Below are 20,963 nucleotides of genomic sequence, written 5' to 3'. Positions count from 1 at the left end.
ACAAGCGAGTTAATTTTTCTTTTTCAAAATATTTTACACATCAAAATCTACAACCACTTTATCGGATGTTGGCACTGCTTGGCAGCTGAGTACCAGATTTTGGCTGACTTCTTTTTCGTCTAAAGCGTAATTGATTTTCATTTCAACTTCACCTTGTTTTACTTCGCATTTACAAGTGCTACAAACGCCACCTTTACAGGCGAAAGGTAAATCGGCTCCAGCATTTAATGCCGCATCAAGGATATTATCAAATTCCTTAGTCATGGTGAACAGGAATTCTTTTCCACCATCTACAATAGTCACTTCTGTTCCTTCAAAATTTTGTTGCGCCAAACGTTCGGCACGTTTTATATCTTCCTCGGACAATCCTTTTACGAATAATTCAAAATGCACATTTTCTTTGGGTAAACCTGCGTTGATAAGGTATTCGCTAACAAAATTTATCATTTTTTCAGGTCCACATAAAAACACATCGTTGGTATCTGGAATATCGATAAACGTCTTTGTCAAAACTTTCATTTTTTCTTCATCAAAGCGACCATTGAATAGCTCGATATCGCGTCGTTCCTTGGTGAGGAAATAGTAGATTTCTAGTCTTCCGAAATATTTGTTTCGCAATTGCTCCAACTCTTCTTTAAAGATAATAGATTTTGCTGTTTTGTTGACATAAAATAACTTGCAAGTCGAATTTGGCTCGGCTTTTAAATGGGCTTTTAACATCGAAAGGACTGGCGTAATTCCACTACCTGCTGCAAAAAACAAATAATTTTTTGCTGTTTCAGGTTTACAATCCACACCAAAAACGCCACTTGGCGCCAAGATTTCTAAAGTATCTCCAGTTTCTAACTTTTCATTGACATAAGTCGAAAACTTTCCATCAGGAATTTGCTTCACCGCAACTTGCCATTTTCCTTCAAAAGGGCTTGAGCATAAGGAATACGAACGACGAACATCTTCGCCATTAATATCTGCTTTTAAAGTTAAATGCTGACCTTGATGAAATGCGAATTCCTTCTGCAATTGCTCAGGTATATCAAACGTCACCACAGATGTATCTGTAGTTTCTTTGTAAATATCTTTAATTCTTATTTTGTAAAAATCCATTTGCAACAACTTAACTAACACTTGTTAGTTTGGCTAACAAAGATAACAAATAAAATATTAACTATTTGTTAATTTCCTATCCCTAACCCTTTCCGAAGGAAATGGAAATCAGTCTCTAAAAAAGTGTTGTTTAAATTGAATTTAATTTTCGACTCCACGAAGAAGGATGTCGTTTAAATTTACCAAAAGATTAGCTTTATTTATATCCTCTTTTTTTGGAATCCAGAGGTACAACGAACGTAATGTTGACAACATAGAAAACATTAAAACTTCTGGATTTACGGCTTTTATTTCATTTTGCTTGATGCCGTTTTCTATAATGTTTCGGAAGTTATTTTCGTAATCTTGACGTAATTTTAAATAATAGTCTAATTTACTTTCGAGATGCATCCAATCGGAATTTAAAGCTGATAAGCCATCTGCATTTTCAATAGCAATTTTAACGTGTAGTGCAATGATTTGTTCTAATTTTTCGATGCTATTGCTTTTCGTTTCAATTATAATGTGCATTCCGCTTGTAAAGTCTTCTGCAATGGCAATAACAATTTCTTGAAGAATGGCTTGTTTAGAATCTATGTGATTGTATAAACTTGCCGCTTTCATTCCCATTTTTGTCGCCAAATCTCGCATGGTTACTGCGCTAAAACCTTTCTTTTTAAAAAGTTTAGCGGCAACGCGAATGATTTCTTCTTTACGAGTTTCCTTTGACATTAACGAATGACGAAAAAATTGTTATTTAGCAAGGTATTGTTATTAATCACGATTTATAATTAATAATTTTACATGATACAAATATAAGCATGACTACTCATATAGAATCCAATCCTTTAATTGATAGATTACCACCACATTTAAAGCAATTTATAAAACCGCAAAATTATGACGACTATTCGCCAATTAATCAAGCAGTTTGGCGCTTTGTCATGAGAAAAAATATTAGTTATCTAAGTAAGGTTGCGCATCATAGTTATTTAAAAGGAATTGAAATGACAGGAATCTCGATTGATGACATTCCAAGTATGTATGGCATGAATCGTATTCTGAAAGCAATCGGTTGGGCAGCTGTTGCAGTTGATGGCTTTATTCCGCCAAATGCGTTTATGGAGTTCCAGGCATACAAAGTTTTGGTGATAGCAAGTGATATTCGCCAGCTCGAAAATATAGAATACACGCCAGCACCAGATATTATTCACGAAGCTGCTGGTCATGCGCCGATTATTGCGAATCCTGATTATGCGGAATATTTGCGCCGTTTTGGAGAAGTTGGAGCAAAAGCGATTTTATCATCGCATGATAATGATATGTATGAAGCGGTGCGGAAATTATCAATTCTGAAGGAAGCAAAATCATCTTCGGAAGCTGAAATTATTGAGGCTGAAAATGAAGTGAATCGACTTCAGAATAAAAAAGTGCCGTTATCTGAAATGGCACAAATCCGAAATCTACATTGGTGGACAGTCGAATACGGTTTAATTGGCACTACCGAAGACCCAAAATTATACGGCGCAGGTTTGTTATCATCAATTGGCGAAAGCAAATGGTGCTTATCTGAAAAGGTTAAAAAACTGCCGTATTCTATAAAAGCAGCCGAAACTGAATTCGATATTACAAAACCACAACCTCAGCTTTTTGTGACTCCAGATTTTGCTTATTTAATGGAAGTTTTGGACGAATTCAGCAACACAATGGCGCTTAGAAAAGGTGGTTGGCGCGGCTTGAATAAATTGATTGATTCTAAAAAAATTGGCACTATTGAGTTGAATACAGGGTTGCAGATTTCTGGTGTATTTACTAAAATGATTCGTGATGAAGATAATAATGTGGTATTTTTTAAGACTGAAGGCCCATCAGCCTTGGCCAATCGTGAAAAAGAATTAATTGGTCATGGTATTGAAACTCATAAAAATGGTTTTAGTTCTCCTATAGGTAAATTAAAAGGAATTAATTTAGCCATAGAAAATATGGGTCCACGAGATTTAAAAGCCTACAATTTTTACGACAATAAACGCATTGCTTTTGAGTATGAAAGCGGTATTACAGTTGAAGGTTTAAACATCACAGGAATACGGAATCTTCAAGGGAAATTAATTTTAATTCAGTTTGAAGATTGCACAGTAAAATATAAAGACGAAGTACTTTTTAGACCAGAAGACGGTACATTTGATTTGGCGGTTGGCTCGTCAATAGTTTCAGCTTACGCGGGAAGTGCAGATTACCGCTCGTTTGAGAATTTGTATCATGTTTCTGAAAATACGACAGTAAAACCCGAAACAGATGAAACAAAACTCCAGCTTGAAAAACTATATCAAACGGTTAGAGATTTTAGGGAAAATAAATCGGTTTCTGAAGTTGAAATAAATTCAATTTTTAAAACTTTAAAAACGAATCATAAAACCGATTGGCTATTGTCTCTTGAACTTTTTGAATTGGCATATAAATTTGGCTTTAATGATTTAAAAGAAAACCTTTTTTCATATTTAGACAAGCAAAAAACGCTTCAACCTAAAATTGCACATCTAATTAAAGATGGTATTGAAATTATAAATAAACAATAGAAAATTATGGGACTATTCAGCTTTTTATTCGGGACTAAAAATGATAGTGTCAAAACGCTTTTAGACAATGATGCAGTGATTTTGGATGTACGTACACAAACGGAATATAACGGTGACCATATTGAAAATGCTATTCATATTCCAATTTCAGAATTAAAAAATAGAATTGAAGAAATTAAAAGTCTGAACAAACCTGTAGTTGCACATTGCAAAAGTGGTGTGCGCTCTGCGAGAGCTGTTCAAATTCTAAAATCTGAAGGCGTAAAAGCTGCAAATGGCGGCGGAATTGCGACAATGAAAAAGGTGCTACAAGAGTAGTCGTTCAAAATCATTGTCTGCTTTAATTTCTTGGTTATTATAAATGAGTTTCCAGCCTAAAGAGTTGGTTAAAATATAAAATTTAGATACCTCACTAATAAGTCGGTTTTGAGCATTTGAAACTAGACTTGACGTTTTTATCTTTTTTATTAAATCGTCATTAATCGTTTTTTTGATATTGTTATAATCTTCTGCTTCAAATTGATTTAAAAAATCGGCTTGTACATCGTAATATTGCAAATCTGGGTTTAGGGAAATTTCATAATCTGGGATTGATACAATTTTCAGAATCTTATTTTTTTCATCTAACTCATACTTGAGCTGTTGCAAATCATAAGATATTGTTGCTTTGGCATTTACAACCACTAAAGCTTTCTTTTCTGCGGTAATCAATTCTCCAAAAATGGCTTTAGAATTTTTATAATTAAAGACTTCTGAAAACTGACCTTCTGAAACTACTAACTTACTTACGTTTTTGAGCTGTTCTTGTATTAAGGCAGAGCTATTATTTATGGTTAACGTTGAAGATGAAGTGCATTGTTTATAAATTAAAACAATGAGTATTGTAAAAAATATTCCGAATAAAAATTTTCTCATTTTCTAAGGTACATAATTAAATATTCAGTAACAATTTTCATAAAAATCGATGAACTTTATAAAAAGTCGACAAAATAAATTCTATTTAATTTAATACCAGTAATTTAATTTTTTATTTCAAGTTATTTAATATATTTGACGAGCTATTAAAATCAATATTTTGTTTAAGAATAATACCATAAAATTTTTATGCGTATCATTTTTAATATTCTTCCCTCTTTTTTCTGCTAGTCAAAAATCAGTAATATTTAAAAATGTTAACGTCCTAGCCAATGAGCTAAAACATAAGTTAAATGTATCATGCGATAGCTTGATTCTTAACGGGGAACGCACTATATATAAAGTTGAAATCATTAATTCTGAATATAGTACAGAATTAAGATTTAAATCTAAAGACGTTAAAGTACCTTTAAATAATTTACCTATTGGTCGATACACTGTTATAGTTAGGCTTGCTAATAAATTAATTGCAATAAATCTTTTAAGACAAGAACCTTTTAAAGATATTAATGTTAATGACGTTAATGTAAATTTAGTCTCAAAAACTCGTAAACTTTCACAGCTTAAAGACAGAAATATAAGCGAGATTTATGAAGATGACACTAATAGTCTTGTTACTAAAGCGTCAAGAAATAAAAATGAACAAAATAACACTCGCTCTTCTCGAAAATCTCAAATAGCTAAATTAAATAAATCTAATATTGAAAGAAGAAAACCAAGGTCGAACAATGAAAATCCTAGAAGCAACTCAAGACGTATTGCTTATTCAAATAATAAATCATCTACAGGTTTTAATAATCAAAACAATATAGATTCTCTAAAAGAGAATAATAAAGCTTCAGGAAGAAAAGGTGTCATGCTCAATATTACAAAGAGTGGAACGCGACGTAATATTGAAGGCTACTGGATTGTAAAAACATCTCAAGGACATATCGGCAAAAAAATCATCAGGCATTTTGCTACTATTGAAGATTTAGACAACTTAATCTCTAGAATAAAACTAGAACACAATACACGCTCTGGTAAACACAACACACTTCAAATTTGGGAAGTGTATAATTTAGACGCTTTTAAAATTGAACAAGCTAAAGACAGAAACTATATTAAAGTTTCAGATTCTCCTTATTTCAATATTAAACCTTATTTTGATAGTACTATTGAAGCTTCGAACTAATTATTGTTTTTTTAACTCTAATTTTTCAGCAAAATAATCACAGAAATCTTTCATGGTAGCGGTCATTTTTTCGTCCTGAGTTGCACGCATAAATGTATCACTCATAGTTACTAATGTCTGATGAAAAAATTGCTTCATTTCATCTACTGGCATGTCCTTAGTCCACAAATCAATACGCAATGTTTCTTGTGTATTGCTATCCCAGACAGATAACATTACAGCTTTAGCTTCTTCATTATCTATTCCTCCATCTTGAGCAGACCAACTTAACTTTTCTGGCACGCGATTATCGTCTAACTCAACGTTTAATTCAATTTTAGATTTTATCATTTATCGGTTTGGTTTATATTTTGATTCTTTAAAAATAACATCTGCATCTGTTCTCATAATCTGCACAATGTCTTTGTTACTTCTCTCGGCATAGGCTCTAACAATTTGCCAACCTATATACTGACCTATTCTGCCAGGAGATTGATTATCTAGCTCTAGATAAAATTTAGAAAATGGTGCAGGCACTGTAAACCTTGAGTACAATTTTGGATCTGTACTAAATAGCATTTCTTTTTCTACAAAATAGCTCCAAATTTGCTCTTCGTTTATTTTTGCCCAAGCAATATCTTCTTTTGTATATCCAATTTTTTCAGTTTCAAGATAGCTAGGCATCATCACATCCTTAAAATATAGGAGTTTACCATGAAAAATAAGCTCATCTAAAAACGTTTTGCGCTGGCTTTGGTAAGCATAGCGCTCAGCATATTTCAATGCAACATCTGGTATAATTTGCTCAGGTGTCATATTTTCCGCAAAATAAACAGGCGTATTTTGATAAAATTCATGATTTGCACCGAGATAATTACTAAGGTTAATAATGAGTAAGTCTTGTTCTAAAATTAGTTTTGACCTGTAATTAACATAGTCGGCTGCAATGATAACTCTTGGTGCCTTAAAGCCTTTATCGTAGTATTTTATATGCTGAAATAATTGATGTAAATCTTCTTTTAACAACTCTAAATCACCAAACTTAGATTCTGTTTCAGAAAAGATTTGCTGCTGTATTGGACTTTGCAATTGGTTTACCCAAACCGAATCTATTTGTTTTGGAAATAAAAACGGATAGTCTTTTTTTATAGACGCTAGATTTTCGGCCTCAGCATTAGCCAGAATTCTATCAAAACGCTCGACATTAAAATCTACAGAGACTTTAGAAATTTCATTAGCTAATTTATTTTCGTCTTCACAAGACCAAAATAGTAAAGCAGCTATAAAAAATAAATGAAGCAGTCTGATTTTCATTCTTATAAATATTTCGGTTATTTTTGTTTACAAAGGTACACTTCTTACCCATAAAATTCGAAAATTATGCAAACTGAAAAAGTTATAGATTATATAGTTAATTGGTTAAAAGATTATGCTAATAACGCAAAAGTTAATGGTTTTGTTATAGGCATTTCTGGCGGAATAGATTCTGCCGTAACCTCAACATTATGCGCAAAAACAGGGCTTGACTTACTTTGCATTGAGATGCCAATTCACCAAGCAAAAAGCCATGTTAGCCGTGCTCAGGAGCATATTTCACAATTAAAAGAACGCTTTCCTAATGTAAAAGACACTCGAGTAGATTTAACTCCTGTTTTTGAAGAATTTAAAACCGAAGTTTCTCTAGATGGTCAGCAAGCAACAGTAGATATGGCTTTGGCAAATACCAGAGCACGTTTACGTATGACGACCTTATATTACCACGCAGGACTTTTAGGTCTATTAGTGGCTGGTACAGGAAATAAAGTTGAAGATTTTGGTGTTGGTTTTTACACTAAATATGGTGATGGTGGTGTTGATTTAAGCCCAATAGCCGATTTACTGAAATCTGAAGTTTACGCCATTGGCGAAGCATTACAAGTGCCAGAATCTATTATGAAAGCTGCCCCAAGCGATGGACTATTTGGTGATGCTAGAAGTGACGAAGACCAAATTGGAGCTTCTTACCCAGAACTCGAGTGGGCGATGCAAATGAAAGATGAAGGAAAAACAGCCAAAGATTTTTCTGGTAGACAAAAAGAAGTTTTTGAGATATTTTCGCGTTACAATAGTTCAAACAAACATAAAATGATTCCTATACCGGTTTGCGAAATTCCTAAAAATTTGAAATAATATTGATTTATTCTCATTAAAATTAATTATTTATAGATAATTCACCCTTTTTTACATATAAAATCGTACTTTTGTTTAACTTTTTCTACTACGAGTCCTCAAGTTTTTTAAAACAGTAGAATAAAATTTTCTATTATGACAAATGTATTAATCGTTGACAACCATCCGGTTGTAAGAGAAGGACTTACAAGCATAATCAACAATTTATCTGGTTTTAAAATTATTGGTGCGCTCGGTAGCGGTGTACAAATTTTTGATTTTGTAAGAAATTATGCTGTGGATTTAATTATTTCTGAAATTGATTTACCAGAATTAAACGGCATAACGGCATTAAGAGCTATAAAAAAAGAGCATAAGTCAATAAAGATTTTAATGTTTAGCAATCAACCAGAAGAAATTTACGCTATAAGCACATTAAAAGCAGGAGCATCTGGATACCTTTCAAAAAATGCTGGTAAAGAAGAGATTATAGTAGCCTTAGGAACAGTTGTAAGCGGTGATGTTTATCTCAGCGAAAAAATGGATAAACATTATAAATACACGGATACGTCTAAAAGTAGAACACGCTTATTTAAAAAATTATCTACTAGAGAGGTTGAAGTTTTAAAACTACTATCTGTTGGTAAAAAGAATAAGCATATAGCAGAAGAATTAGCTATTAACGAAAAAACTGTAAGTACCTACAAAGCGCGTTTATTTAAAAAGCTTAACGTTAATAATGTCATTGATTTGGTGCATCAAGCAAAGCATCACGATTTGGCTTAACTACCTACCACTTTACCTAATTTCCGGGATAATAACATTTTAAGACCCACATAATCTTTTACGTTTTCCATAACAGATTTTAAATCTGCATCTGGACTTAAAGTTTCTTCCTTAAAAGCTGATACTTTTTGGTCTATTAAATAACACCTTAAACTTAAAATTGTTTGGCTTACCAACTGTGGTACACTATGGCTTTTTTCTTTTGGTACAATATTATTTCTTTCCCAATCGTGTAGATTGTATTTTTCATCATCCATTAAAATACTTGTCACCAATGGCGCCATTTTTTGGTCTAGATTGTTTATAAAATCTTTGGCTGAAAAATCTTCATTCTGATTTAAATTATCAACGATTGAATAATAAAGCGTTTTAAAATCATCGTCGGTAAATTGCATCTCATCCTCTTGAAGGTCTAGATATACTTTTTCAAAAACTTTTGCTTCATGTACAACAGGCTCTAAAACTAAATCTCCCGAAGTTTCATCTTCTTTAAGAACTAAATCTTCAAACTTTTCGGTTTTATTTCCGTAGAGCAATAAAATTTCAATGATTTTTCGCTCTAATTCATACTGAATATTAACTTTTGAAACTTGTTTTGGTTCAGTTCTAACAACATCAAAAGCCTTTTGTTCTTGTTTGTAATTTTTATTGGCCTCTTGGTTTTCTTTTTTAGTAATTTGCGCTAGAGTGCTAAACAAAACCGACTCACTAATATCCATGATACGCGCACAGGCTTGGATGTACACTTCCTTTTTAATCTGATCAGGAATTTTAGCAATACTATTAACAATATCTCGGATAGTTTCTGCCTTTTTTATTGGGTCGTTCTTACTATCTTCAAATAAAAGCGAGGCTTTAAACTGAATAAAATCTTTTGAATTCTCTGTTAGATAATCTTGTACCTCTTTGAGCGAATTATTTTTAGAAAAACTATCAGGGTCTTCACCATCAGGAAATGTACATACACGCACATTCATACCTTGTTCCAAAATTAAATCTATACCACGGATAGAAGCGCGCATTCCGGCTGCATCGCCATCAAACAGTACGGTAATGTTATTGGTTAAACGCTTAATTAATCGTATTTGCTCCGAAGTTAATGCCGTACCAGAAGAAGACACCACATTGGTAATGCCACGCTGATACATTTGTATCACGTCCGTGTAACCTTCAACCAAATAGCAATTATCTTCTTTGGCAATGGTTTGCTTAGCAAAATACAAACCGTATAGAATTTTACTTTTGTGATAGATTTCGCTTTCTGGCGAATTCAAGTATTTTGCCGCCTTTTTATCGTTGCCCAAAATACGACCACCAAACCCTAGAATACGTCCGCTCATGCTATGAATTGGGAACATAACACGACCTTTAAATCTATCAAAATGTTTATCGGGCTTAACGATTGTTAATCCTGTACCCTCTAAAAATTCAATATTGTAGCCGTTTTTTAAAGCCTCGTCTGTAAAGGCTTGCCACTCGTCTAAAGCATAACCGAGCTGAAATTTTTTAATCGTTTCATCCGTAAAACCACGCTCTTTAAAATAACTGAGTCCAATGGCTTTGCCTTTATCGGTTTTATGTAAGATTTTTTGAAAATACTCGTTGGCATATTCGCTTACCAAATACAAACTTTCGCGTTTGTCAGCCTTTTGCTTTTCTTCATCAGTACGCTCAGTTTCCTCAATTTCAATATTGTACTTTTTAGCGAGGTATTTTATAGCTTCTGGATAGGTAAAATGCTCGTGCTCCATTAAAAAGGTTACAGCGTTACCACCTTTTCCTGTGGAGAAATCTTTCCAGATTTGTTTAACTGGCGACACCATAAAACTTGGTGTGCGTTCCTCACTAAACGGACTTAAACCCTTAAAATTACTACCCGATTTTTTAAGCTGAACAAAATCACCAATAACCTCTTCTACACGAGCGGTTTCGAAAACTTGGGCTATGGAATTTTGTGAAATCAAACTTGAAAATTTATTAAGATGGTAAATTTAAGAAACAATACCGAAGTATAAATTTAATGTTTAAAAGTTATTTGACTTTCTACCAGAAAAAAACGAACTTCGTTATCGACTGATATAAATCATTAAAACGATTTCATATCATTTAAGTTGTATGCCATTTGACAAAAAATATGAATAGAACTATATTAAGCTTAGCATTATTAAAAGTAAATTGGTCAAAAGGAGTCGATTATATTGACTGTTTTTTGCCTCTTTTAATTAGTACAATAGTTGCCAATAAAACTGAAACTATCGACATTAAAGATGTTTCGGTTTTTAAAAAAGATATTCTAAAAGAGTATGGACTTGATTTACCAAGTTCTGCTTTAATAACAATTCTCAACAGAGCAAAAAAAAGAGATTATTTCAAAGCTGAAAATGGAATCTATCATGTAAATCATGACAAAATAAATTTAGATGATAATTCAAAAGTTCGTTCAGAAATTGATAGAGCTTACAATTACATAATTAAAGAGATTCAAAAATTCATTTCTGAACATGCACCAGATGGAATTAGCTTTAGTGATGACGAAATTTCAGAAGGCTTACTTGCGTTTTTGAAAAAGCATGATGCAGATATTTCTTTTGGAGCAGGAAATCTATCTATTTTACCTAAAGCAGAAGCACCAGAAAAACTAAGATACCTAATTTGTTGGTTTGTTGTAGAAAATTGGGAATCTAATCCAATACTAGTAAATTATCTTAAAGATATATCAATAGGTCATGCTTTAAGTTCATTAATACTCTATGATGAATTTAGCCCATTTAAAGGTAAATTAGAAAATCTTGATATATATCTTGATACACCATTTATATTAAGTCTTTTAGGTATAAATGGTGAACAACGTACTTTATTGTCTGAAGAAATATTAAATCAATTAAAAAATGATAAAGCTAATGTCTATATTTTACAAACGACAATCAATGAAGTTTTAAATAACTTAGATAGTTGCAAAAACACTTTAAAAAAAGGAAATGGTATTGCACAATCTCTATCTGTAAGAATGTGTATAGAAAACAATATCAGAGTTGAAGATATAGAACAAATGATGGCTGACTTTTATTCTAAAATGGAAAGCCTAGGTATATCAGAAAACCAAGTCCCTGATTATGAAGATTATGACTTGGTAATAGATGAAGAAAAACTTTTTGATACAATAATTGAATCTTACGAGTATGTAAATAGAGGAGAAAAAAAACCGAGGACACTTGAAAAAATCAAGAACTCTTTACCTGACCACATAGAACGAACCATACGAAGAGATGTTAAAGTTTTATCAGGCATCTATCGATTTAGAAAAGGCAAAATTCCAATAAGCATAAAAGATTCCAAAGCAATTTTTGTTACTACAAGTTCTGCATTAGCATTTGCTAGTAGAGTGTTTGAAAACAAACTGAATAAGCGCAATGATGCAATTCCTACATGTTTTACAGATATCTTCTTATCGACATTAATTTGGATTCAAAATCCACTATTAGCGGATAAAATAAATAAAAGACGTATACTTTCTGACTGCTATGCTGGCATAAGTCCATCAGAAGAATTAATAAAACAGTATGAAACTGAACTTAAAAAGCTTGAAGAAAGAGGTCGAATTAATAATTCAACTTATTTAACACTAAGAACTCATCATGTTGCCATTCAAATGCTGTCAACTAAGAGTTTAGGAGACCCTGAATTATTTAGTGGCGAGTCAACTGCTCAACTTGTTAATCAGTTTTTAGACAGAATGACTGAGGAAGAACGAACTAAAAGAATCGAAGTAGAATCAATAAATTTATCGTTACAAACTCAAAAAGAACAATTAGAAAATTCAATATCTATCAGAAAACATAGATTAAATGAAAGAGCAGAAAAATTAGGTGTGAAAATATCAAATTTAGTCTTATGGATATTTTATCTTTTAATGTTTATATGTCTTTTTGTAGGTATAGCTTCATTAATTTTTAAATCAGTCTCTTTAACGGCTCAAATTGTTTCATTTTCAATACTTGCTCTTTTGACTATTTTCGGATTTAGTCATCAGTTTTCGGCTGAATCAATTAGAAAACCAGTATTAAATTATATTAAAAAGAAATATTTGAACTTTTTAGAAAAATAAAAACGGCATACAACAATGGCTATAAGTAATTGCTTGTTCTCGCCTACTTTGGAAATTCCTGCGGAATTTCCAACTTGGTGTGTACTTGCAAAGTTAACTGCTAAACCACGCAACTACTCATAGCCGAGACCGATAACGAAACAAAAAACCTCAATCCAATTAAAGACTGAGGGTTTTTATATCAACTCAAAAAATAATTATTTAGTCCAAATCCCAACGCAGACCTAAAGAGATGTTATTTTGGTCGAACGCTTGGTCTTTAAATAGTGGGTTTAAATCGTATTTTGCGTATAAAGCCCAATCGCCAATACCAATATAACCGCTTAATCCATAAACAAAATTAGAGGCGTTAAAGTTTCGTTTTTGTTTGTCTTTTACCCGGTCGCCATCTGCATCTTCATACACTAACTTTTGCATTGAGCCCAAACGTACGCCACCGTAACCACCAAGTCCTATTTTAAATTTTCCGTCTTCAAAATAACGCACACGGTTGCTATACTCTCGTTTTGTAGATGGTCCAAATTCTAAATGTACTGGCAAAACCAAATTGGTAACTCTAAATTTAGCACTTCTTACGTTTGTTGGAAACGTCTGTAATGTCGTTTGGTCGCCATTCTCCACAAAAAACTGGTTGTTTTTTATATCTAATTTGTTCCACTGAAATGAAAATCCATAATTTAATCGTGCAAAGTTAGATTCCTTTAATAGACGAGTTTCCCAAACCCAACCCAATTCTACAAATCCAGAACCGCCTAATTTGTATGGCGAATCATCAAGTCCTTGTCCATCGCCAATAGCGTTGTTAAAACCAATAGCAAATAATAGTTTGTTACCTGTACGTATGTCGTACTTTGGAGGTGTTTTTTTACCTGATTTAATAGAAATACCTATTCTAGAACCTTCATTTCTTCGGGTTACAAAACCAACGTAAGAGGCGTCGTCGTCTTCTAAATTTTCATTGTATGGATTACGCTTTACCAATTCAATCTTTTTGTCGATAATAGCAAGTCTATCTGCAATATTTGCTGCTCGTTTTTTGGCAGCTGCCTTTTTAAGAATTTCTGCTTCATCAGCTGTAATTTTTTTAGCATCTAACTTGGCATTAATAACCTCAAGCTCGGCTTTTAAAAACTCGCGCTCTTGAGCTTCGATTTCTGTTTTTTGATTTTCTAAATTTTCAATCTTCATAGCTTTAAAAGCATTGACTGAATCTTTTTTAGTCTCATTTTGTTGTTGCTCTTGCGCACTAATATTACTTACAAATAAGCATAGCGATAAAGCCACAACGTATTTTATTACTGTTGTCATTGTTCGATTTTTTTTAAGATTAATGTTGGTTTTCTGTTCGGTTTTTTGATTGACTCAATTAGTTGTCATGTCTTTGAACAACTGCCTTTTTCACTTCTTTTAATCCGCCTTTTAAGGTTTCATAAATTCTGCTTCTAAAAGATTCTCCCATTGCGTCTTCAACGTCTTGAAGCAGCGCGTCCGCATTAACAACGTTAGTATTCTTTTTTAAGGCTTTGTCCATTAACAACTCTTTATTAGCTATTTTTAAAAGCGAGTCCACGGTTTGGTCTGTCACTTCTCGTTTGGCTTTTACTTCTTTTAACTCATCAATAATTGAGTTAAATTCTGGTTTTTCAGTATTTGCAATTGCCGTTTCTTGCTTTACTATTGTATTAAGTGCATTTTTTGGTACAACCAAAGTTTCAACTTTAGCAATTACAGTTTCTTTTTTTGGCGTCTGTTTTTGCTGTTTTTTTGTTATAATATCAGATGCTTTTGATTGTGTTATTTTTAAATCTATTATCTCCTCAGAGGTGTCTTCTTTTGCTACTTGTTGCTTTTCTAAATTTTTAGTTTCAATAAGTGTTTTTGTATTATCGGTTTCGCTTGTTTTATTAATAACATCCTTAACTATAATGTCATCTATTTCAGATTCAGTAGTTTTACTAAAAACACCAACAGAAATCATAATAAGTACTGCAACACTTGCAGCAATACCAATCCACCAAAAGGATGTTTTTTTTGTTTTATTATCTTCGGCATCTAAGCGCTGAGATAATTTAGACCAAGCCTCTGAAGATGGCGTAACCGTACGCTTTTCTAGCTTGTCTTTTATTTGTTCTTCAAATTTAATTGGAGCCATAACTGGTCTTATTTAAGTCTTTAATTTTTTGCTGAAGCATTTTTCGTGCTTTAAATAATTGCGATTTTGATGTGCCTTCTGATATTTGAAGCATCTCAGCAATTTCAAAATGTTTATATCCTTCAATGGCGTACATTACAAATACCATTTTGTAGCCTTCGGGCAAACCGTCAATTAACCGTTGAATTTCTGCAACTTCAATATTGGAGTTGATGCTATCTGTTGAATTTTGCTTAAAATCTATCTCTTCAACCGGAAACTCTAACTGTTTCTTTCCTCGCAAATACGATATGGCTTCTCGTACCATAATCCGTCGTATCCAACCTTCAAAACTACCTTCGTTTTTAAAACTTTTAAGATGCTTAAAGACCTTAAAAAAGCCATTGAGCATTACTTCTTCCGCCTGATGGACATCTTTTATATAATACCGACAAACACTTAACATTTTTGGCGAGTGTAACTCATAAAGCACGTGCTGTGCTTCGCGATTATTCTTCGCAGCTTTTGCAATAAGTTTTTCCTCGTTGTTATGAAGTTGAATAACTTTCACTCCTTTTTTTTGGGTTGATTTGCGTTTCTATTTATAAAGACGCAAATAGTTGGCTTTTGGTTGCCTAAAGGTTGAAATTATTTTTGAATAAATTGAATAAAATTTCAAAAATGCAGTAAAATCAGGTGGTTTGGGATGAATTTATATTTAAATAAAATCTCTAAAATTCAGTTGAAGCTAAGAATGAATTTAAATTCTTGTAAGGTAATATGAAGAAAGAGGAGTTTGTGATAAACTAAAAAACATACTTTTTAAAACACCCTAATTAGCTTCGCTAGTTATTTTCGTCAAAAGCTAAGCTTTAATCTAGATAGTCCTCAAAAGGTCAATTGTGAAAAACTACTTTTTTCGTTCAATAACATAATTCACCATCAGAATTAGTGAATCTTTAAATTCGGAATTCGGATAGTTGGCAATTAAGCCTAAGGCTTCTTTTTGGAAGGCTACCATTTTGCTTTCGGCATAATCCAAACCACCTTTATCAATTACAAAAGCAATGACTTCTTTGACGCGCTTCTTATCTTTATTATGGTTTTTAACCGAATTAATGAGCCAAGATTTTTCCTTTTTTGTAGAATTGTTTAAGGCATAAATTAACGGAAGCGTCATTTTTTGCTCTTTAATATCAATACCTGTTGGCTTTCCTATTTTGGCTTCGCCGTAATCAAATAAATCGTCCTTTATTTGAAATGCCATACCAATTAATTCACCAAACTTTCGCATTGTTTCTACTTCAGATGAATTTGGTTTTACAGAAGCTGCGCCCAAACTGCAACATGCTGCAATTAAGGTTGCTGTTTTTTGCCGAATGATTTCGTAATATACAGCTTCAGTAATATCTAATTGACGTGCTTTTTCAATTTGAAGTAATTCACCTTCACTCATTTCACGAACAGCTACCGAGATAATTTTAAGTAAATCGAAATCGTTATTATCTATGGAAAGCAGTAAGCCTTTTGACAGTAAATAGTCGCCAATGAGTACAGCGATTTTATTTTTCCAAAGTGCATTGATGGAGAAAAATCCTCGACGACGATTACTATCATCTACCACATCGTCATGCACTAATGTTGCGGTATGAATTAATTCTATAACCGAAGCACCACGATAGGTGCGCTCACTTACTTCGCCATTATTCATCATTTTTGCCACCAAAAACACAAACATTGGTCGCATTTGTTTTCCTTTTCGGTTAACAATATAATGTGTAATACGGTTAAGCAGCGCCACTTTACTAGACATGGCAAGACGAAACTTTTTTTCAAAAAGTTCCATCTCGTAAGCGATAGGCTGTTTTATTTGTTCGGTAATTTTCACTCAGTTACAAAGATAGGGTACAAACTGAAGACTATATATTTTTTATGTTTATTTTAAACAATACAGGTTTCGACCATTCTTAATCTGACAATCGTTAATCTATTCAGGTTTATTATTTGATTTACGAATTGAAATAATAGTAAATATCATAGCGAAAATTAGCAACAGACTTGATACGTTTCTAAACCAAAAGCTTCTATCAAACTCTTCGGAAGTGACAATGTTTACGATTATTAAAATAATACTCGCAATGATTAAAAAAACAGGTAGAATTAATTTCTTCATTTAACTTTTGTTTGCTAGTTGTCCGCAAGCGGCGTCGATATCTTTTCCGCGACTACGACGTACGGTCACTGTGATATTGTTTTTTTCTAAAACATTGACATACATATCTATTGCTTTGGAATTGGCTTGCTGAAACATGCCGTCGTCAATAGGATTGTATTCGATTAAGTTAACCTTACTAGGCGCAAATTTGCAGAACTCAACCAACGCGTCAACATCTTTGCGTTTGTCATTAATGCCATCCCAAACGACGTATTCGTATGTGATTCGGTTTTTGGTTTTAGCGTACCAATATTGCAAGGCTTCTCGTAAATCGTTTAAAGGAAACGTAGCATTAAAAGGCATTATAGATGTACGAACCTCATCAATTGCCGAATGTAAAGACACTGCTAACTTGAACTTTACCTCATCATCCGCCATTTTTTTAATCATCTTAGGAACGCCTGAAGTTGAAACTACGATTCGTTTTGGTGACATGCCTAAACCTTCATCTGAGGTTATTTTTTCTATAGCTTGCAATACATTTTTGTAGTTCATTAATGGTTCTCCCATTCCCATAAATACAATATTGCTTAACGGTCGGTTATGATACAAACGGCTCTCGTTATCTATAGCAACGACTTGGTCGTAAATTTCATCTGGATTCAGGTTTCGCATGCGTTTAAGGCGCGCAGTTGCACAAAATTTACAGTCGAGACTACAACCGACTTGCGATGATACGCATGCCGTTGTTCTAGTTGCGGTTGGAATAAGAACGGACTCAACAATTAAATCGTCATGAAGGCGAACGGCATTTTTGATGGTACCATCTTCGCTCCGTTGCATTTGGTCCACACGAATGTGATTTATCACAAAATTATCCTCAAGCATTTGGCGTGTTTTTAAAGATATGTTAGTCATATCCTCAAAACTATGTGCTGACTTTTGCCACAACCATTCGTACACTTGATTGCCACGAAAGGCTTTGTCTCCGTTTTCTACAAAAAAATTACGGAGTTGCTCTTTGGTTAATGCGCGTATGTCTTTCTTTTTGGTTTCCATTTGGGTGCAAAAATAAGTAAAAGATGAAGACGAATCCCGATAGCTATCGGGAGAAGTCGAAGTTGAAGATGAACTCAACTTTATACGAATATCTTAGGTTTCAATTAAAAGCCATAGCCATTTGCCCGCGTTAAGGATGGTAGTGGAAATCCCGCAGCGCAGAGAGGAATTGTAGCGGACAGCCTGACCGAAGCGTTTCCTGCAAGGTTTCTAAAACCTTGCAGGTATTTAGCTTTGGTAACGCCAAAAAACAAAAAAGCTTTCTAATCTTACTGAATTTTATCAGTGAATAGAAAGCTTTAGTGATTATTTTTTACGTATTAGATGATTAACATCGCGTCACCGTAAGAGTAGAATTTATATTTTTCTTTAATAGCTTCTGCATAAGCTTCTTTCATAAAATCGTGACCTGCAAATGCCGAAATCATCATCAATAATGTCGATTTTGGTGTATGAAAATTTGTAATCATACAGTTAGCAATGCTAAAATCGTACGGTGGAAAGATGAATTTGTTCGTCCAACCTTCGTAAGGATTCAACGTTCCGCTTGAAGATACAGAACTCTCGATTGTTCGCATAGATGTGGTACCAACGGCACAAATACGCTTTTTATTCGCTTTTGCATTGTTGATAATGTCTGCAGCTTCTTGTCTAATTTCTATCTCTTCGCTATCCATTTTATGCTTAGACAAATCTTCTACTTCAACCGGATTAAATGTTCCTAAACCTACATGTAGCGTAACTTCTGCGCGCTCCACACCTTTAATTTCTAAACGCTTTAATAAATGCTTAGAAAAATGTAATCCAGCAGTTGGTGCTGCTACTGCTCCTTCTTTAGCGGCATAAATTGTTTGATAACGCTCCTCATCTTCTGGCTCAACCTCGCGCTTAATATATTTTGGTAATGGCGTTTCTCCAAGTTCTGTTAATTTGGTTCTGAAATCGTTGTAAGACCCATCATATAAAAAACGTAATGTACGTCCTCTTGAAGTGGTATTATCGATAACCTCAGCCACTAAAGTTTCATCATCTCCGAAGTAAAGTTTATTACCAATTCTAATTTTACGCGCTGGATCTACCAATACGTCCCAAAGGCGTTGTTCTTGGTTTAATTCTCTTAATAAAAATACCTCAATACGTGCACCAGTTTTTTCTTTATTACCAAACAAACGTGCAGGAAAAACCTTTGTATTGTTTAATATCATGACATCGCCTTCATCAAAATAATCAATGACATCTTTAAACATTTTGTGCTCGATGGTTTGATTTGCTCTATCCAAAACCATTAAACGAGATTCATCTCGGTGTTCTGCAGGATGCTCTGCTAATAATTCGTCTGGAAGCTCAAAATTGAAGTTTGATAATTTCATCTGTTCTTTTTTCTTTTTTTTCAGAAGGAATTCGCCATTATAAATATGAGTTGGTAAACAACTTTATTATTGTGGCTCATTTCATTGGATGTGATTAAATTTTACGAAGGACAAATATACAATCTCGAGATAGGCGTTGTCAAGTAAACTGGCAATTATTTGAATATAAATCCAATTTGATTTAAATCTGACCAAAAGTCTGGGTATGATTTTGACACCACATCTGCGTTTTCGATAATGAAAGATTGCTTTAAGGCTAATGGCGCAAATGCCATTGCCATTCGATGGTCGTTATAAGTTGAAATGGACTCTGTGAACTTTTCTAAAAAAGAATTGTTACTAGATTGATATATGTTATGCGCTTCTAAGGTTAGAGAATCATTAGTGATTTCTATTTCTGCCCCAAATTTTCTTAGTTCGTTTTGTAGCGCTACTAACCTATCTGTTTCTTTAATTTTTAATGTATGTAACCCTGTTAAATGACATTGCAACCCTAAACCAAAAGCTGTTACCGATATAGTTTGTGCAATGTCTGGAGCATTACTTAAATCTAAATTAACTTTGGTTTTGTTATTTACTATTGATGTTTTTTGAAGTAAAATTGAATTATTTTGAAATGTTGTTGAAACTCCAAATTGCTTATAGATTTCTGCTAAAACAGAATCACCTTGAAGTGAATTTTCTTTGTAAGATGATAACTTTACTTCAATTCCTAAATCACTCAGAGCAACAATACTGTAAAAATAAGACGCTGATGACCAATCGGACTCCACAGTTAGTATTTGCGGTTTAACTTCTGTTTGTTTTTGTTTTACAGTAATAGTATTTTCTACAAAAGTATTTTCTATACCTATTTCGTTTAATAAACTAAGTGTCATTTTTATGTAAGGCACAGATGTAATTTTACCGTCTAAAGTCAATTGCAATCCATTCTCTAAAGAAGAGCCGATAAGTAATAATGCCGAAATGTACTGACTACTTACGTCTGCTTTAAGTGTTACTTTACTCTTGGTTAGTATTTTTCCTTTTATTTTTAATGGTGGAAATCCTTCATTTTCTACGTACGAAATATCTGCACCCAAATCCTTGAGCGCATCTACTAAAATTTTTATTGGACGTTCTTTCATACGTTGCGAACCTGTTAGCACTACTTCTCTATCTTTTTTAGCGGAAAAATAAGCCGTTAAAAAACGCATAGCTGTGCCAGCGTGATGAATGTCGACAACATTTTCTTTTGATGCTAATGCCTTTTGCATTAATTGCGAATCATCGGAATTAGATACATTATTTATTGAAATTTCTGGATACAATGCCTGAAGAATTAGTAGACGATTCGCCTCACTTTTAGAACCCGTAATTTCAACGCTTGAACGTTTTTGTATTGTAGATTTTTGAAGGTGTAGTGTCATAAAAAATAAATTCCCGCCGAAGCGGGAACAAATTTACTCGATAATCGAGAATTTATTAGTATTCGTAAAAATT

General features: G+C 33.2%; 19 protein-coding genes. 6 read left to right on the top strand and 13 right to left on the bottom strand.

What is annotated here, in order from left to right; translation table 11 throughout:
• Window positions 1-33 precede the first annotated feature (33 nt).
• Window positions 34-1,104, bottom strand: coding sequence for a 2Fe-2S iron-sulfur cluster-binding protein (locus tag ACFQ1Q_RS07440; RefSeq protein WP_386129510.1), 1,071 nt, complete (start codon window positions 1,102-1,104; stop codon window positions 34-36).
• A gap of 141 nt (window positions 1,105-1,245) precedes the next feature.
• Window positions 1,246-1,815 (bottom strand): TetR/AcrR family transcriptional regulator, encoded by a 570-nt coding sequence (locus tag ACFQ1Q_RS07435; protein WP_386129508.1) that lies wholly within the window; start codon window positions 1,813-1,815, stop codon window positions 1,246-1,248.
• Window positions 1,816-1,904: 89 nt separating this feature from the next.
• Here ACFQ1Q_RS07435 and ACFQ1Q_RS07430 point away from each other — a divergent pair, with 89 nt between their 5' ends.
• Window positions 1,905-3,659: an aromatic amino acid hydroxylase gene (locus ACFQ1Q_RS07430; protein WP_386129506.1), complete on the top strand. Its 1,755-nt coding sequence runs from the start codon at window positions 1,905-1,907 to the stop codon at window positions 3,657-3,659.
• Between the two features lie 6 nt (window positions 3,660-3,665).
• On the top strand, window positions 3,666-3,977 hold the full coding sequence (locus ACFQ1Q_RS07425; protein ID WP_386129504.1) for a rhodanese-like domain-containing protein: 312 nt from the start codon (window positions 3,666-3,668) through the stop codon (window positions 3,975-3,977).
• On the opposite strand, the gene ACFQ1Q_RS07420 is transcribed toward ACFQ1Q_RS07425, so the two are convergent.
• Window positions 3,966-4,574: a DUF4230 domain-containing protein gene (locus tag ACFQ1Q_RS07420; protein WP_386129502.1), complete on the bottom strand. Its 609-nt coding sequence runs from the start codon at window positions 4,572-4,574 to the stop codon at window positions 3,966-3,968. The two genes, ACFQ1Q_RS07425 and ACFQ1Q_RS07420, sit on opposite strands and share 12 nt — an antisense overlap.
• Before the next feature lie 310 nt (window positions 4,575-4,884).
• Between ACFQ1Q_RS07420 and ACFQ1Q_RS07415 the strand changes: the two genes are divergently transcribed.
• Window positions 4,885-5,748 (top strand): hypothetical protein, encoded by an 864-nt coding sequence (locus tag ACFQ1Q_RS07415; protein ID WP_386129500.1) that lies wholly within the window; start codon window positions 4,885-4,887, stop codon window positions 5,746-5,748.
• Here the strand turns inward: ACFQ1Q_RS07415 and gldC are convergent, their stop codons facing one another.
• Together gldC and gldB are read right to left on the bottom strand one after the other, a co-directional pair.
• Window positions 5,749-6,078, bottom strand: a complete 330-nt coding sequence (gene gldC, locus ACFQ1Q_RS07410) for a gliding motility protein GldC (RefSeq protein WP_386129499.1) — start codon at window positions 6,076-6,078, stop codon at window positions 5,749-5,751.
• Complete coding sequence (gldB, locus tag ACFQ1Q_RS07405; RefSeq protein WP_386129497.1) at window positions 6,079-7,041, bottom strand: gliding motility lipoprotein GldB; 963 nt, start codon at window positions 7,039-7,041, stop codon at window positions 6,079-6,081.
• Between the two features lie 66 nt (window positions 7,042-7,107).
• Here gldB and nadE point away from each other — a divergent pair, with 66 nt between their 5' ends.
• Window positions 7,108-7,896 (top strand): NAD(+) synthase, encoded by a 789-nt coding sequence (gene nadE / locus ACFQ1Q_RS07400; RefSeq protein WP_386129495.1) that lies wholly within the window; start codon window positions 7,108-7,110, stop codon window positions 7,894-7,896.
• 135 nt (window positions 7,897-8,031) lie between these two features.
• Window positions 8,032-8,661 carry a response regulator gene (locus ACFQ1Q_RS07395; protein WP_386129493.1) on the top strand — a complete coding sequence of 210 codons (630 nt, stop codon included), beginning with the start codon at window positions 8,032-8,034 and terminating at the stop codon, window positions 8,659-8,661.
• Here the strand turns inward: ACFQ1Q_RS07395 and dnaG are convergent.
• Window positions 8,658-10,625 (bottom strand): DNA primase, encoded by a 1,968-nt coding sequence (gene dnaG / locus ACFQ1Q_RS07390; protein WP_386129491.1) that lies wholly within the window; start codon window positions 10,623-10,625, stop codon window positions 8,658-8,660. The two genes, ACFQ1Q_RS07395 and dnaG, sit on opposite strands and share 4 nt — an antisense overlap.
• Window positions 10,626-10,795: 170 nt before the next feature.
• Here dnaG and ACFQ1Q_RS07385 point away from each other — a divergent pair, with 170 nt between their 5' ends.
• Window positions 10,796-12,766, top strand: coding sequence for a hypothetical protein (locus tag ACFQ1Q_RS07385; RefSeq protein WP_386129489.1), 1,971 nt, complete (start codon window positions 10,796-10,798; stop codon window positions 12,764-12,766).
• A gap of 201 nt (window positions 12,767-12,967) precedes the next feature.
• Here the strand turns inward: ACFQ1Q_RS07385 and ACFQ1Q_RS07380 are convergent, their stop codons facing one another.
• The 7 genes from ACFQ1Q_RS07380 to ACFQ1Q_RS07350 form a co-directional block, all read right to left on the bottom strand.
• Window positions 12,968-14,074 carry a hypothetical protein gene (locus ACFQ1Q_RS07380; RefSeq protein WP_386129487.1) on the bottom strand — a complete coding sequence of 369 codons (1,107 nt, stop codon included), beginning with the start codon at window positions 14,072-14,074 and terminating at the stop codon, window positions 12,968-12,970.
• A gap of 58 nt (window positions 14,075-14,132) precedes the next feature.
• Window positions 14,133-14,918 carry a hypothetical protein gene (locus ACFQ1Q_RS07375; RefSeq protein ID WP_386129485.1) on the bottom strand — a complete coding sequence of 262 codons (786 nt, stop codon included), beginning with the start codon at window positions 14,916-14,918 and terminating at the stop codon, window positions 14,133-14,135.
• Window positions 14,905-15,468, bottom strand: a complete 564-nt coding sequence (locus ACFQ1Q_RS07370; RefSeq protein ID WP_386129483.1) for an RNA polymerase sigma factor — start codon at window positions 15,466-15,468, stop codon at window positions 14,905-14,907. The genes ACFQ1Q_RS07375 and ACFQ1Q_RS07370 overlap by 14 nt, the downstream gene beginning before the upstream one ends.
• Window positions 15,469-15,807: 339 nt before the next feature.
• On the bottom strand, window positions 15,808-16,785 hold the full coding sequence (locus ACFQ1Q_RS07365) for a polyprenyl synthetase family protein (RefSeq protein ID WP_386129481.1): 978 nt from the start codon (window positions 16,783-16,785) through the stop codon (window positions 15,808-15,810).
• Between the two features lie 285 nt (window positions 16,786-17,070).
• Complete coding sequence (gene rlmN / locus ACFQ1Q_RS07360) at window positions 17,071-18,111, bottom strand: 23S rRNA (adenine(2503)-C(2))-methyltransferase RlmN (RefSeq protein ID WP_386129479.1); 1,041 nt, start codon at window positions 18,109-18,111, stop codon at window positions 17,071-17,073.
• 320 nt (window positions 18,112-18,431) lie between these two features.
• On the bottom strand, window positions 18,432-19,481 hold the full coding sequence (gene queA / locus ACFQ1Q_RS07355) for a tRNA preQ1(34) S-adenosylmethionine ribosyltransferase-isomerase QueA (protein ID WP_386129477.1): 1,050 nt from the start codon (window positions 19,479-19,481) through the stop codon (window positions 18,432-18,434).
• 155 nt (window positions 19,482-19,636) lie between these two features.
• Window positions 19,637-20,890 carry a 3-phosphoshikimate 1-carboxyvinyltransferase gene (locus tag ACFQ1Q_RS07350; RefSeq protein ID WP_386129475.1) on the bottom strand — a complete coding sequence of 418 codons (1,254 nt, stop codon included), beginning with the start codon at window positions 20,888-20,890 and terminating at the stop codon, window positions 19,637-19,639.
• Window positions 20,891-20,963 lie beyond the last annotated feature (73 nt).

The sequence above is a fragment of the Winogradskyella litorisediminis genome (assembly GCF_042675765.1).
GTDB lineage: Bacteria > Bacteroidota > Bacteroidia > Flavobacteriales > Flavobacteriaceae > Winogradskyella > Winogradskyella litorisediminis.
The sequence above is the reverse complement of the archived record's forward strand: the minus strand, read 5'-3'. Positions and strand labels throughout refer to the sequence as shown.

Coding starts and splice junctions, on each gene's coding strand:
- ACFQ1Q_RS07440 (WP_386129510.1), bottom strand. CDS start 1,104: ATGGATTTTTACAAAATAAGAATTAAAGATATTTACAAAGAAACTACA.
- ACFQ1Q_RS07435 (WP_386129508.1), bottom strand. CDS start 1,815: ATGTCAAAGGAAACTCGTAAAGAAGAAATCATTCGCGTTGCCGCTAAA.
- ACFQ1Q_RS07430 (WP_386129506.1), top strand. CDS start 1,905: ATGACTACTCATATAGAATCCAATCCTTTAATTGATAGATTACCACCA.
- ACFQ1Q_RS07425 (WP_386129504.1), top strand. CDS start 3,666: ATGGGACTATTCAGCTTTTTATTCGGGACTAAAAATGATAGTGTCAAA.
- ACFQ1Q_RS07420 (WP_386129502.1), bottom strand. CDS start 4,574: ATGAGAAAATTTTTATTCGGAATATTTTTTACAATACTCATTGTTTTA.
- gldC (WP_386129499.1), bottom strand. CDS start 6,078: ATGATAAAATCTAAAATTGAATTAAACGTTGAGTTAGACGATAATCGC.
- gldB (WP_386129497.1), bottom strand. CDS start 7,041: ATGAAAATCAGACTGCTTCATTTATTTTTTATAGCTGCTTTACTATTT.
- nadE (WP_386129495.1), top strand. CDS start 7,108: ATGCAAACTGAAAAAGTTATAGATTATATAGTTAATTGGTTAAAAGAT.
- ACFQ1Q_RS07395 (WP_386129493.1), top strand. CDS start 8,032: ATGACAAATGTATTAATCGTTGACAACCATCCGGTTGTAAGAGAAGGA.
- ACFQ1Q_RS07385 (WP_386129489.1), top strand. CDS start 10,796: ATGAATAGAACTATATTAAGCTTAGCATTATTAAAAGTAAATTGGTCA.
- ACFQ1Q_RS07380 (WP_386129487.1), bottom strand. CDS start 14,074: ATGACAACAGTAATAAAATACGTTGTGGCTTTATCGCTATGCTTATTT.
- ACFQ1Q_RS07375 (WP_386129485.1), bottom strand. CDS start 14,918: ATGGCTCCAATTAAATTTGAAGAACAAATAAAAGACAAGCTAGAAAAG.
- rlmN (WP_386129479.1), bottom strand. CDS start 18,111: ATGGAAACCAAAAAGAAAGACATACGCGCATTAACCAAAGAGCAACTC.
- queA (WP_386129477.1), bottom strand. CDS start 19,481: ATGAAATTATCAAACTTCAATTTTGAGCTTCCAGACGAATTATTAGCA.
- ACFQ1Q_RS07350 (WP_386129475.1), bottom strand. CDS start 20,890: ATGACACTACACCTTCAAAAATCTACAATACAAAAACGTTCAAGCGTT.